Below are 13,113 nucleotides of genomic sequence, written 5' to 3' on the forward strand. Positions count from 1 at the left end.
CGCCCGGTGGACGCTGCCGTCGGGGTGGCTCGGGTAGCATTGGCAACGTCGCAATTCGGAGGTGGAGAATATGGGTGCTCTGTCCTGGTGGCACTGGGTGATCGTCCTGCTCGTCGTGGTGATCCTGTTCGGCTCCAAGAAGCTCCCCGACGCAGCTCGGGGGCTCGGTCAGTCGCTGCGGATCTTCAAGAGCGAGGTCAAGGAGATGCAGAACGACGGCAAGGAGTCCGCACCGGCCGACGAGCCGGCCAAGCGCGAACTGCCGCCCGGTGATGCGTCCCCGACGTCCACGCCGACCTCGAACGACGACGTCAAGAAGTCTGCCTGATCATCTGTCGTCAACCTGAGGCCAGGCTCACGCGTGCGCATTTCTCTGGACCCGAGGCGCCGTAAGCGCAAGGTCAATCCCGACGGCACCATGTCGTTGGTCGAGCATCTCTACGAGCTGCGGACCCGGGTGGTGATCTCGGCGATCGCCATCGTCGTGACGACCATCTTCGGGTTCATCTGGTACACCCACGGGTTTCTGGGTATTCCGTCATTGGGTGATCTGCTCCGCGGTCCCTACTGCGACCTGCCACCGGAATCGCGGGCGGTGTTGACCGAGGACGACTCGTGTCGCCTCCTCGCCACCGGTCCCTTCGACCAGTTCATGTTGCGTTTGAAGGTGGCGCTCACCGCCGGTGTGGTGTTCGCCTGTCCGGTGTGGCTCTACCAACTGTGGCAGTTCATCACTCCCGGACTGCACTCCAACGAACGGCGATATGCGGTCGGCTTCGTCTCCAGCGCAGCGGTGCTGTTCGTCGGCGGCGCGGTGCTCGCCTACGTGGTGGTCGCCAAGGCATTCCACTTCCTGCTCACCGTCGGCAACGACGTGCAGGTGACCGCGCTGGCCGGCGATCAGTATTTCAACTTCATGTTGCACCTGCTGATCATCTTCGGTGTCAGCTTCGAACTGCCGTTGCTGATCGTGGCGCTCAACATCATCGGCGTGCTCACCTACGAGAAGCTCAAGAACTGGCGGCGTGGCCTGATCTTCGCGTTGTTCGTGTTCTGCGCCATCGTCACCCCCGGCCAGGACCCGTTCACCATGCTCGCGTTGGCGCTGGCCCTGACGGTGTTGATGGAACTGGCGATCCAGTTCGCTCGATTCAACGATCGCCGTCGCAAGCGCGACAAGCCCGACTGGGCGGCCATCCCCGACGATCAGGCCAGTCCGTTGCCCGGCGCCGGTCCGGCGCCGACGGCATCGCAGCTCGATCAGACCCGACCGTCCCCGAGTACCGCGGCTACCGCCGGCCAGGGCTCGTCGGCGCGGACCTCCGTCCGTGAACGCGACACCTTCGACGACATCCTGTGACTCGATTCGACGAGTTCACCGGTCGGCTGGCATTCGCCCTCGATGAGTTCCAGCGTCGGGCCTGTGTCGCGCTCGAAGCCGGCCACGGCGTGCTGGTGTGCGCGCCGACCGGCGCCGGTAAGACCATCGTCGGCGAGTTCGCGGTCCATCTCGCGCTGACGTCGGGAACGAAGTGCTTCTACACGACTCCGATCAAGGCGTTGTCCAATCAGAAGTACGCCGATCTCGTCGCCGTGCACGGAGCCGACTCCGTCGGACTGCTCACCGGTGACAACTCCATCAATCCGGACGCACCCGTCGTCGTGATGACCACCGAGGTCGTGCGGAACATGATCTATGCGAACTCGCGGGCGCTCGACGGGCTGTCCTACGTGGTCATGGACGAGGTGCACTTTCTGGCCGACCGATTCCGCGGCGCGGTCTGGGAAGAGGTGATCCTGCATCTCGAGCCGTCGGTGCGGGTGGTGAGTTTGTCGGCCACGGTGAGCAACGCCGAGGAGTTCGGCGACTGGATACAGGCGGTGCGCGGTGACACCACCGTCATCGTCGACGAGCATCGACCGGTGCCGCTGTCGCAGCACATGTTGGTCGGTTCCCGGATGTTCGATCTGTTCGACCCGGCGCACCGCACCGTCACGCCCCGGCCCGAAGCCGGGCAGCGGCGCCGTCCCGAGGTCAATCCCGAGCTCAAACGCTATATCCGACATCGCATCCTGCTGTCCGACGACAGTGACGCACGCGCTCGGGGCGGTGGGCGTCGCGGTGGTGGACCGCGCGCGCACCGGCGGGGTGGCGCCCGGCCGCCGTCGCGGCCGGAACTCGTGTCGCGACTCGACCGCGAAGGGCTGTTGCCGGCGATCGGGTTCATCTTCTCCCGGGTGGGATGCGACGCCGCGCTGGCCCAATGCCTGCGGTCCGGCATCCACCTGTTGACCCCCGACGAGGCGGTGACAGTGGATGCGGTCGTCGATCGTCACCTCGCGGAACTGTCGCCCGCCGACGAGGAGATCCTCGGTGTCGAGGAATGGCGCGCCGGTCTGCGCCGCGGTTTCGCCGCGCACCACGCCGGTCTGCTACCGACGTTTCGGCATGCGGTCGAAGAGCTCTTCGTGCACGGGCTGGTCAAGATGGTGTTCGCTACCGAGACCCTGGCACTGGGCATCAACATGCCGGCCCGCACGGTGGTCCTCGAACGGCTGGTGAAGTTCAACGGCGAGGCCCATGTCGACCTCACCCCCGGAGAATTCACCCAGCTGACCGGTCGAGCCGGCCGCCGCGGCATCGACGTCGAAGGACACGCGGTGGTGGTGTGGACACCGGATACGGTTCCGGATCAGGTCGCCGGGCTCGCCGGCGCCCGGACGTTCCCGTTGCGTAGCTCATTCCAGCCGGAATACAACATGGCCGTGAATCTGCTCGGTCGGCTCGGGCTCGACGGTTCGCGTGAACTGCTGAACCGGTCGTTCGCCCAGTTCCAGGCCGACCGGTCAGTGGTGGGACAGGCCCGCAAGGTCGATGACGCGCAGCGGCGGCTGCGCAAACTCGATGTCGAACTGATCCGTGCCGCGGAGAACCGCGGCCTCGAACCGGGCGGGATTCTCGACGACGACACGCCCGCTGCCACAGAACGTCCCGACGACAGCGGCGCGCGCGGCGCACCTTCCTACGAGGGGTTCCTCGGGTATGTGCAACTTCGCGAGGACATCCGGCGCCGCGAACGGGACCTCAAGTTCGAGCGGCGGGCCGCGAACAACGAGTCGACCGTCGCCGACCTGGCCGCCCTCAAACGGGGACATGTGATCGGACTGCACGGCGGCAGACACCGAGGTATCGCCGTGGTCCTCGAACCGGCCGCCCAGTCGGTCGATCCCAAGCCGCTCGTGCTCGCACAGGACGCCTGGTGTGGCCGTGTCGGCACCCGTGACTTCGTCAACCCGCCGCAGGTGTTGGGCAACATGCGCCTGCCCAAACACGCCGACCGCCGCACCGGCCGGGGTCGTCGGGACCTGGCGTCGGCGCTGCGGTCCACCGGGATCGAGATGCCGCGGGGTCGGTCCAAGAAGCGTGCCGCCGCCGCCGACGACCGCGAACTCGGCAGACTTCGTTCGGCGCTGCGGGCCCATCCGGCACACCGACTCGACGGCTCGGACGAACTGTTCCGGCTGGCCGAACGACGGAACCGGGTGGTGCGTGAGATCGTTTCGGCCGAACGGGTCATTGCCGATCGGACCTCCACCCTCGGCGTGCAGTTCGACCGCATCGTCGCCGTCCTGGCCGAACTCGGATACGTGGAGGTCGCGGCCGACCGGTCCGGGGCCGAACAGGTGACGGTCACCGCCTCCGGTGCACTGCTCAGCAGGATCTACAGCGAGAGCGATCTGTTGGTGATCGAGTGCATCCGAGCCGGGGTGTGGGACGGGTTGGCGCCGCACGAGCTCGCGGCCGTGGTCGCCGCGATGGTGTTCGAGACCCGTCGGGAGAGCTTCGCCGCTGTGGACGCGATGCCGGGGAACGCCGCGCTGCGTGGTGCGCTGGCAGACACGATCGACATCTGGCGGGATCTGACCATCGTCGAATCACGTCATCGGGTCGACGCGACGCGTGAGCCCGACACCGGTTTCTCGGTCGCGGTCTCGTTGTGGGCCTCGGGGCGCACCCTGACCGAATCGCTCGCCGCGGCCGGTGAGCGAGGGCAGCTGCTGTCGCCGGGAGATTTCGTGCGGTGGAACCGGCAGGTGGTGGACCTGCTCGAACAAATCCGTCTGTGCGTCGGTCCGGGAACTCGTCTTGCCGATTCCGCGCGTGCCGCCGTCGCCGGTATCCGTCGCGGGGTGGTGGCAGCCGAACTCGCTTGAGGAGGGCGGGATCGCGCGACGACCGCGCCGCACCCGGCGGGCGGGTTGGGTGATCCGGCTCGCGGCGTGCGGTAACGTTCACGACGCGGTTATGAAGCGGGGCGGACCGTTCCGGATCGATCCCGATGAGCTGCGGGAACATGCGGGGGCGGCCCGCTTCGGCGGACCGGTGTCCTGGCGTTGCGGTGCCCCTGTCGCGGGCGGAGCGGGAGATCGAAAATGAGCGAGCCGAACGATCCGAATCGTCCCGACCCACAGCCGTCGGACCACGTCGGCCCGGCACAGTCCGAGCCCCAGCCGACGACCCCGCCGGCCCGACAGATGCCGGACTACGGACAACCCGCGGGTGGCGGCTACTCGCCTCCGCCCGCGTACGGCGCACCGAACCAGCCTGGCGGATATGGCACTCCGCCACAGGGCGCACCGGGCGGATACGGCTCACCGCAGTACGGGTCACCCCAGTACGGCTCACCGCAGTACGGGTCACCCCAGTACGGGTCACCCCAGTACGGGGCGCCCGGACAATACGCGCAGCCCGATCAGTACGGACCCGGCCAGTACGGGGCGGGACAGTATGGGGCTCAGCAGTTCGGACCCGGACAGTACGGGGCGGGACAGTACGGTCCTCCCCAGCAAGAGACCCCATACGGACCCGGTCCGTACGGGGCCGAACAACCGGGGGCCGCACCGCAGCCGGGCTTCTACGGGGCGCCCCCGGCGAACCAATACCCGACTACGGCCGAGCAACCGACTCCGTCCGGCGGTGGACAGTTCGACGGTGGCCAGTTCGGTGGTGGGGACCAGTTCAGCGCGATGGCCACCCCCCGTGGCAAGTCCGGTCGGCGCACCTTCCTGCTCATCGGCGGTGGCGTTGTGCTGCTCGTCGCCGCGATCCTGCTGTTCACCGCATTCGTGATCCCCGGCTGGGCACCCAAGACGATCTCCCAGGACGCGGTGCAGGATGGCGTCCGGACGGTGCTGACCGAGGAGTACGCGGCCAGCGACGTCACGGCCGTCTCCTGCCCGTCCGGTCAGCGCGTGCGGGAGGGCAGCTCCTTCGAATGCACTGTCACCATCGGCGGACAGGAGCAAACCGTCACGATCACCTTCGTCGATGACGACGGCACCTACGAGGTGTCACGCCCCACCAACTGAGCATCGCCGACGCGGAACATCGGCTGATCCTGCGCGCGATCAGTCCGGACCGGCGGCGGGCCAGCCCAGCGCCGTGGCCAACCTGGACACCGAGGCCCCGATGCCGAGTTCGTCGACGAGGTCGGCGAGCCCGCCCGGGTCGGCCGGTTCGGTGGGCAGGCGGTCGTCGCCGCTGTCGATGGTCTCGGCGTCGGTGCGCACCAGCACCACTGTCCGCGCGGCACCGAGATAGTCCGCAGCGGCGGTCATCGCCTTGCGATTGCGGGGTGTCAGCGAGGACTCCGCGTCGCCGACCGCAGCCTCGAGCGCGTCGAGCGAACCGAACTCGGTGATCAGTTTGGCTGCCGTTTTCTCACCGATCCCGCGCACGCCGGGCAGACCGTCGGAGGGATCGCCCCGCAGCATCGACATCTCGGCATAGGCCATCCCCGCGCGGTCGACGGGCAACGCATACTTCTCGGCCACCTCGGCCGGGCCCATCATCTCCGCCTTCGCCAGGCCTCGTCCGACGTAGAGCACCCGCACCGCGACCGGGTCGTCGGCGACCACCTGCAACAGATCGCGGTCCCCGCTGACGACGACGACCGGATCCACCGACTCGTCGTACGCCAGCGTCCCGATCACGTCGTCGGCCTCGCAGCCGGGAGCCCCCGATGTCGCGATCCCCGCGCACCGCAACACATCGAGGATCATGTCGACCTGCGGGGTGAGAGTGTCCGGCACCTCTTCCACGTCTATGGTCGGTTCACCCGTTTCGTCACCCGCGGGCCCGGTGTGCGGGGCCTCCTCGGCGACCCGATGCGCCTTGTAGGACGGGATGAGATCGGTGCGAAAAGCCGGCCGCCAATCCAGATCGAGGCAGACCACCAGGCGCGTCGGCTGCTCTCGTGTGACCAGCGCCGCGATGGTGTCCACGAATCCACGGACGGCGTTGACGGGTCGACCGTCCGGTGACGTCATCTTCTCCGGCAGGGCGAAGAAGGAGCGGAACCACAGACTCGCGCCGTCGAGGAGCATCAGAGAACCGGCCATGTCTCAACTCTGTCATGGCGCTGTACCGGCCCGCCGGTAGGCTGCGCACATGGCCTACCGCTTTGCCTCGGATGTGTATCGCCACCGGCTCGAGCGTGCCCGCGCCCTGACCCGGGCCGCCGGTCTCGACGCGCTGGTGGTGTCCACCGGACCGGATCTGCGTTATCTCACCGGTTCTCGTGCCGACACGTTCGAACGCCTCACCGCGCTGGTGATACCGGCCGACGCGGACCCCCGGCTCGTCGTCGCGCGCCTCGAGCTGGCCTCGGTTCGCGATTCGGCGCTCGACGACCTCGACGTCGAGATGTCGGCGTGGGTCGACGGTGAGGACCCGTATGCGATCGCGCTGTCCGGGCTTGCCACCACCGCGCGCATCGCGGTCTGTGACACGATGCCCGCCTTGCACGTGGTGCCGATCGCCGCACGCACCGGCGCGACGCCCGCCCTGGCCACCGACGTGCTGCGTGAGCTCCGGATGACCAAGGACCGCAGCGAGATCGACGCGCTGCGGCAGGCGGGCGCCGCCATCGACCGAGTGCACGCACGGATGGGGGAGTGGCTCACACCGGGTCGCACCGAACGGGCGGTCGCCGACGACATCCGCACCGCGATCCTCGACGAGGGACACACCGAGGCGGCGTTCATCATCGTCGGCTCCGGACCGCATGGCGCCGATCCGCATCACGAGTTCTCCGACCGGGTGATCGAGGCCGACGACATCGTGGTCATCGACATCGGCGGGCCGGTCGACCCGGGTTACCACTCGGACTCCACCCGTACCTATTGTTTCGCCGAACCGCCCGCCGATGTCGCGGAGGCCTATGCGGCGCTCGAGGAGGCGCAGCGGATGGCGGTCGAGGCGGTCCGCCCCGGGGTCACCGCCGAATCGGTGGATGCCGTCGCCCGCGACCATCTGCGTGAGCACGGACTCGCCGATGCGTTCATCCACCGGACGGGTCACGGCATCGGCTTGTCGGTGCACGAGGAGCCGTACATCGTGAGCGGAAACAAGATCGAGCTGCAACCGGGGATGGCGTTCAGCGTGGAGCCGGGCGTCTATTTCGACCGACGATGGGGTGCCCGCATCGAGGACATCGTGGTGGTGACCGAGGGCGGCTGCGAGCCGATGAACACCCGGCCGCACGACCTGCAGGTGTTGTGAGGAATTCGGAGCCGACCGCTCACCAGAACGGTCTGCTCACGCGAACATCCGTGACGACCCGAGCACCTTGGTGACCGTGATCTCGATGACCACACGGCGTGGGTTGGGTTTCGGTTGGCGGTACCTGCCGGCATAGCGTTGCTCGGCCTCGCGGATGCGCTCCGGTTCGCGCCGCACCACCGCGTCGCCCTCCAACGTGAGCCAGCGCGGCCCCTCGATGTTGGTCACCGCGGCCCGACCGGCACGTTCCACGTTGCGCACCTTCTGGTTGCCGTCGGAGGTGATCACTCGCGCCAGCCCGTGCTCGCCATCCCAGGTGAACCCGACGGCCACCACATGGGGTGAGCCGTCGGCACGCAGCGTCGCCAAGGTCGCGAGATGGCGTTCGGCAAGGAACTCGGCAGCGGCGGTGCCCAGGTCGGCGGCGGTGCGGGTCATGACTGCCACGCTAGCGGGCGATGCGATACTGGCAGCCATGGCCCCGACATCGACGCCCGCCACCATCGTGCTGTTCGGCGGTCGCAGCGAGATCGGCATCGCGCTGACCCGCAAACTCGCGGACGGACGGCAGATCGTCCTCGCCGCCCGACGGCCCGACGATCTCGAAACCGAGACAGCACAACTGCTCGCCGCCGGCGCCGCGACCGTCCACACCGTCGCCTTCGACGCCGACGACACCGACAGTCATCCCCGGTTGGTCCGGGACATCGCCGACCGATTCGGACCGATCGAGGCCGCCATCGTCGCATTCGGCATCCTCGGCGATCAGACACGCGCCGAGACCGATACCGCGCATGCACTGCAGATCGCGCACACCGATTATCTTGCACAGATCAGTGTGCTCACCCCGCTCGCGCAGGTGCTGCGCGCGCAGGGGTCCGGGACCATCATCGTGTTCTCCTCGGTCGCCGGAATCCGCGTCCGGCGCGCCAACTATGTGTACGGCTCCACCAAGGCCGGCCTCGACGGATTTGCCAACGGTCTCGCAGATGCGTTGCACGGCACCGGCGCCCGGCTGCTGCTGGCCCGGCCCGGCTTCGTCGTCGGGGAGATGACCAAAGATCTGATGGCCGGCGGCGTCAAGCCCGCACCGTTCTCCGTCGACGCCGAACGCGTCGCCGACGACGTGGCCCGCGCCTACCGCCGCGGACGCGGCGAGGTGTGGATTCCGGCCGTTTTGCGCCCGCTGTTCATCGGCATGCGTCTGCTGCCACGCGCGGTCTGGCGGAGGTTGCCACGGTGACCGGTACTTTTGTGGTCGTCGGGATCGGCGCGGATGGCTGGGACGGTCTCGGTCGGCGCGCCCGCGACGAACTCACGGGTGCCGAGTTCATCATCGGGTCGCGTCGGCAGCTGGACTTGTTGCCCGACCTGCCGGCCCGACGGGAGGCGTGGTCGTCACCGATGAGTGCCCATCTGCAACGGCTGCTCACCGACGATCACGACGGCGTGCGCCACATCCTGGCAAGCGGCGACCCGATGTTTCACGGCGTCGGTACCACCATCGTGCGCGCCGTCGGGGCCGACCGCGTCCGCGTCCTGCCCACCGTGTCGAGTGCCGCCCTGGCCTGCGCGCGTCTGGGCTGGGATCTGACCGATGTGCGGGTGGTCAGCCTGGTCACCCACGACGTGTCGACGCTGAGCGACGAACTCGATGACGATCGCGACCTGCTGATCCTCAGCCGCGACGAATCCACGCCGAGCGATGTGGCGAAACTGCTGATCGCCAACGGTTTCGGCTGGTCGGCGATGACGGTGCTGGAACAACTCGGCGGAACCGACGAACGTGTCGTCCGCGGTGTCGCACGCACCTGGACCGAACCGCCCGGAGATCCGCTCAACCTCATCGCTGTCGGCTGTGTGGGTCCGCATAGGTCACGGGCACCCGGACGTCCGGACGACGGTTATGCACACGACGGACAGATCACCAAACAGCCGATTCGTGCCGTCACGGTGTCGGCGCTCGCACCGAGTCGGCGACAGCTGTTGTGGGACATCGGTTCGGGGTCGGGCAGTGTGGTCATCGAATGGCTCCGGGCCGAACCGACCGGGCGTGCGGTCTCCTTCGAGATCGACCCGGACAGGCGAGACCGACTCCACGACAATGCCGTTCGACATGGTGTGCACGAGCGGCTGACGACGCTCGGGGCTGCGCCGGACGATTGCGCGATGGCGCCGGAACCCGACGCGGTCTTCATCGGCGGCGGGCTCGACGACGCGCTGCTCACCGCGGTCTGGGATCTGATCCCGGCCGGCGGCCGGCTCGTCGCCAACGCCGTCACCCTCGAGAACCAGACCCTGCTCACCGAATGGTATGCGCAACACGGCGGCTCGTTGCGACGCCACATGGTGGAGACGGCCGCCCCGTTGGGTTCGATGACCACATGGCGACCCGCCCTGCCGATCGTGCAATGGGTGGTGGAACGCCCATGACCGTCTACGTGATCGGTGCCGGCCCGGGCGCTGCCGACCTCATCACCGTGCGCGGCGCCGAGATCCTCGCCCGCTGCCAGACCTGTCTGTACGCCGGATCTCTCGTGCCCACCGAACTGCTCGACCGCTGCCCGCCGGATGCGGAGCTCATCGACACCGCCCGAATGCCGCTCTCGCAGATCGTGTCCTACATGGTCGACGCGCACGCGGCCGGTCACGACATTGCCCGCCTGCACTCCGGGGACCCGTCGCTGTACTCGGCGATGACCGAACAGCGCCGCCGACTCGCTGCGCTCGGAATTCCGGTGGAGGTGGTGCCGGGGGTTCCCGCCTTCGCCGCTGCGGCCGCCGCCCTCGACGGAGAACTGACGGTCCCCGGAGTCGGCCAGAGCCTGTTGATCACCCGGGTCTCGACCCTGTCCACCGACATGCCGCCAGGGGAGGATCTGGCCCGGCTGGCCGGCAGCGGCGTCACCCTCGCACTGCATCTGGCGGCGCATCGTGCCGACGACATCGTGAAAGCTCTACTGCCGCATTACGGAGCTCACTGTCCGACGGCCACCGTCGCATTCGCCAGCAGACCGGTTCAGCAGATCGTGCGCTGTCCGCTCGCGGATCTGCCCGGGGCCTTGGCCGATGCCGGAATCCGCCGGACGGCCGTCATCTTCGTCGGCCGCGTGCTCGATCCCGACAACCATGCGGCGGTGACCGACAGTTATCTCTACTCCGAGGCGCGCATGACCAAATTGCGTTCCGATGGCTGAACGTCGTGTCCTGGTCCTCGGTGGCACCGGCGAGGCCCGCGACCTTGCCGCCCGGCTGAGCGCCGCCGACATCCCGGTGATCAGCTCACTTGCGGGCCGCGTGCGGGACCCGAGGCTGCCGGTCGGCGATGTGCGTATCGGCGGCTTCGGCGGAGTGGACGGGCTCGCCGCGTGGGTCCGCGACAACGACATCGCGGTCATCGTCGATGCGACGCATCCGTTCGCACGCACCATGTCCGAGCACGCCGCCGCAGCAGTACTGAGAGTCGGGACTCCGCTCGTCCGCCTGCGACGTCCGGCCTGGGAACCGGGAACCGACGACAGCTGGGAAACGGTGCGGGACATGGGTGACGCCGCGCGCGCGGTGACAGCTCGCAGCGTCGCCCATCGGATATCTGCCGGACTGCGGGTGTTCCTCACCACCGGACGCCAGGATGTCGGCGTCTTCGCCGACAACGCCGACGCGTGGTTCCTCATCCGTGTGGTCGATCCGCCGACCTGCCCGCTGCCGCCGCGTCACCACATCCTCCGCTCCCGCGGACCGTACGATCTGTCCGGTGAACGGAATCTGTTGCGCGAGAACTCCATCGACGTCCTGGTCACCAAGAACAGCGGCGGCGATCTGACCCGCGCGAAGCTCACCGCGGCCGCCGAGCTCGGTGTCCCGGTCGTGATGGTGCAGCGACCACCCGAACCGACGATCGGTACCGCGGTGGACACGGTACCAAAAGCCATGGAGTGGATCTCGACCCTCGGCGCGTGATCCACGCTGTGCGCGGGAATGGTTGTGGACGGTATCGGCGCCACGCCCACTGGAAACGGCGCCCAGTCAACCCAGGACGATGCCCAGTCGAGGGGACGGGGTCAGGCGTCGTGGTGGCGCGGGGTGTAGACCAGGGTGCCGCCGGCGCGGGGCACGACCGTGGTGGCCGACGACCCGATGATCAGCAGGGTGCGCATGTCGACGGCCGCCGGATCGAAGGCGCCGACCGTGGTGGTGCGCAACGATTGCTCTCCTCCGCCGACGTCGCGGCCGAGGACGATCGTGCGGTCGTGGTCGACCATCTCCAGCAGGATCTCGCGTAGCCGCGCGACCTGCCAGGTGCGGCTGGCCGAGCCCGGGTTGTAGATCGCGACGACGAGGTCGGCGGCCACCGCGTGGCGAATCCGCTCCTCGATCACCTCCCACGGCTTGAGACGATCGGACAGGGAGATCACCGCGTAGTCGTGACCGAGCGGGGCACCCACCGCCGCCGCGACCGCGTTGGCGGCCGTGACACCCGGTTGGACGCGGACGGGCACATCGTGCCAGCGGGACTCGGCTGCGACCTCCGCGACGGCGCTGGCCATCGCGAAGACCCCGGGGTCGCCCGACGAGACCACCGCGACGCGCGCACCCCGGGCGGCCAGATCCAGCGCGAACTCCGCGCGTTCGGCCTCCACCCGGTTGTCGCTGGCGTGGATCCGCTGGCCCGGCCGCGGGGTGACCCGGGCGAGATAGGTCTTGTAGCCGACCAGGTCGGTGGCCATGGCGAGTTCGGCCTGCACGGCCGGGGTGGTGTGCTCGTCGGCACCGGGGCCCAGCCCCACCACCACGACCTCGCCGCGCCCCGACACCGGGTCGCGCCGCGGGTTGTTGCGGGGTCCGGGCACCACGATCATCGAGAAGTACGGCACCTCTTCGGGATTCACCTCGCTGACCGGCAGCACCCGCTGGACCGCCGTGGAGGCCCGTTCCACGTACCAGGCCTCCTCGATCCGACCGGCCACCTCCAGCGCATCGCGGACCCGGGTGAACGTCCGGCCCAGTTTCAGCACCGCAATCGCCTCGGCGGTCCGGAACCGCGAGACCAGCGCCGGCGCCGGCAGGGTCCCCGGCACCACGGTCAGTGTCTCCTCGCCTTCGACCAGCGGGATTCCGATGGCCGCCGACGATGCGCTCACCGACGTCACGCCGGGGATGATCTCGGCCGCGAACTCGTCGGCGAGTCGCTTGTGCATGTGCATGTACGAGCTGAAGAACAGCGGGTCGCCCTCAGCGAGCAACACCACATCGCGACCGGCGCGCAGGTGCTCGGCGAGCCGCTCGGCGCTCGCGGTGTAGAAGTCGCGCAGCGCCCCGTCATAGCCGCCCGGATGGTCGGTGCCCTCGGTGGTCACCGGGTACATCAGGCGTTCCTCGATCTGCCCGTCGCGCAGATAGGGTTCGGCGACCGAGCGCGCGATGCTGTTGCCGTGACGTGCGCAGTGATAGGCGACGACATCCGCGGATTCGATGACCCGGGCGGCCTTCACCGTCACCAGGTCGCTGTCGCCGGGGCCGAGCCCGACGCCCCAGAGCTTTCCGCTCAT

General features: G+C 68.6%; 12 protein-coding genes. 9 read left to right on the forward strand and 3 right to left on the reverse strand.

Annotated features, from left to right (window positions below; all coding sequences use genetic code 11):
- The first annotated feature begins 70 nt into the window (after positions 1-70).
- From tatA to NWF22_RS22405, 4 genes are all read left to right on the forward strand, one after another.
- Entirely contained in the window at positions 71-328 is a 258-nt protein-coding gene (tatA, locus tag NWF22_RS22390; RefSeq protein WP_160902322.1) for a Sec-independent protein translocase subunit TatA, read from the forward strand.
- 33 nt (positions 329-361) lie between these two features.
- On the forward strand, positions 362-1,360 hold the full coding sequence (gene tatC, locus NWF22_RS22395; RefSeq protein WP_160902321.1) for a twin-arginine translocase subunit TatC: 999 nt from the start codon (positions 362-364) through the stop codon (positions 1,358-1,360).
- A complete protein-coding gene (locus NWF22_RS22400) occupies positions 1,357-4,215 on the forward strand; it encodes a DEAD/DEAH box helicase (protein ID WP_160902320.1) in 2,859 nt (952 codons plus the stop codon). Before tatC ends, NWF22_RS22400 begins: the two co-directional genes overlap by 4 nt.
- A gap of 219 nt (positions 4,216-4,434) precedes the next feature.
- The gene (locus NWF22_RS22405) at positions 4,435-5,370 is read left to right on the forward strand and encodes a DUF4333 domain-containing protein (RefSeq protein ID WP_160902319.1); all 936 of its coding nucleotides are present in this window, start codon (positions 4,435-4,437) and stop codon (positions 5,368-5,370) included.
- A gap of 39 nt (positions 5,371-5,409) precedes the next feature.
- On the opposite strand, the gene NWF22_RS22410 is transcribed toward NWF22_RS22405, so the two are convergent.
- Positions 5,410-6,387: a 5'-3' exonuclease gene (locus NWF22_RS22410; RefSeq protein WP_160902783.1), complete on the reverse strand. Its 978-nt coding sequence runs from the start codon at positions 6,385-6,387 to the stop codon at positions 5,410-5,412.
- Positions 6,388-6,451: 64 nt separating this feature from the next.
- Here NWF22_RS22410 and NWF22_RS22415 point away from each other — a divergent pair, with 64 nt between their 5' ends.
- Positions 6,452-7,564, forward strand: a complete 1,113-nt coding sequence (locus tag NWF22_RS22415; protein WP_160902318.1) for a M24 family metallopeptidase — start codon at positions 6,452-6,454, stop codon at positions 7,562-7,564.
- Between the two features lie 36 nt (positions 7,565-7,600).
- Here NWF22_RS22415 and NWF22_RS22420 read toward each other — a convergent pair whose 3' ends face one another.
- Positions 7,601-8,002 (reverse strand): PPOX class F420-dependent oxidoreductase, encoded by a 402-nt coding sequence (locus tag NWF22_RS22420; RefSeq protein ID WP_160902317.1) that lies wholly within the window; start codon positions 8,000-8,002, stop codon positions 7,601-7,603.
- Positions 8,003-8,039: 37 nt separating this feature from the next.
- On the opposite strand from NWF22_RS22420, the gene dprE2 reads away from it, so the two are divergent.
- The 4 genes from dprE2 to NWF22_RS22440 are packed head-to-tail and all read left to right on the forward strand — an operon-like array spanning position 8,040 to position 11,524.
- Positions 8,040-8,807, forward strand: coding sequence for a decaprenylphospho-beta-D-erythro-pentofuranosid-2-ulose 2-reductase (gene dprE2 / locus NWF22_RS22425; RefSeq protein WP_160902782.1), 768 nt, complete (start codon positions 8,040-8,042; stop codon positions 8,805-8,807).
- A complete protein-coding gene (gene cbiE, locus NWF22_RS22430) occupies positions 8,804-9,997 on the forward strand; it encodes a precorrin-6y C5,15-methyltransferase (decarboxylating) subunit CbiE (RefSeq protein ID WP_160902316.1) in 1,194 nt (397 codons plus the stop codon). Before dprE2 ends, cbiE begins: the two co-directional genes overlap by 4 nt.
- Positions 9,994-10,761, forward strand: coding sequence for a precorrin-4 C(11)-methyltransferase (gene cobM, locus NWF22_RS22435; protein ID WP_160902315.1), 768 nt, complete (start codon positions 9,994-9,996; stop codon positions 10,759-10,761). Before cbiE ends, cobM begins: the two co-directional genes overlap by 4 nt.
- On the forward strand, positions 10,754-11,524 hold the full coding sequence (locus NWF22_RS22440) for a cobalt-precorrin-6A reductase (RefSeq protein ID WP_160902314.1): 771 nt from the start codon (positions 10,754-10,756) through the stop codon (positions 11,522-11,524). Before cobM ends, NWF22_RS22440 begins: the two co-directional genes overlap by 8 nt.
- A 101-nt stretch (positions 11,525-11,625) precedes the next feature.
- Here NWF22_RS22440 and NWF22_RS22445 read toward each other — a convergent pair whose 3' ends face one another.
- Complete coding sequence (locus tag NWF22_RS22445; RefSeq protein WP_160902313.1) at positions 11,626-13,113, reverse strand: precorrin-2 C(20)-methyltransferase; 1,488 nt, start codon at positions 13,111-13,113, stop codon at positions 11,626-11,628.

Origin of the sequence: Gordonia mangrovi (genome assembly GCF_024734075.1) — a bacterium.
Taxonomy (GTDB): Bacteria; Actinomycetota; Actinomycetes; order Mycobacteriales; family Mycobacteriaceae; genus Gordonia; species Gordonia mangrovi.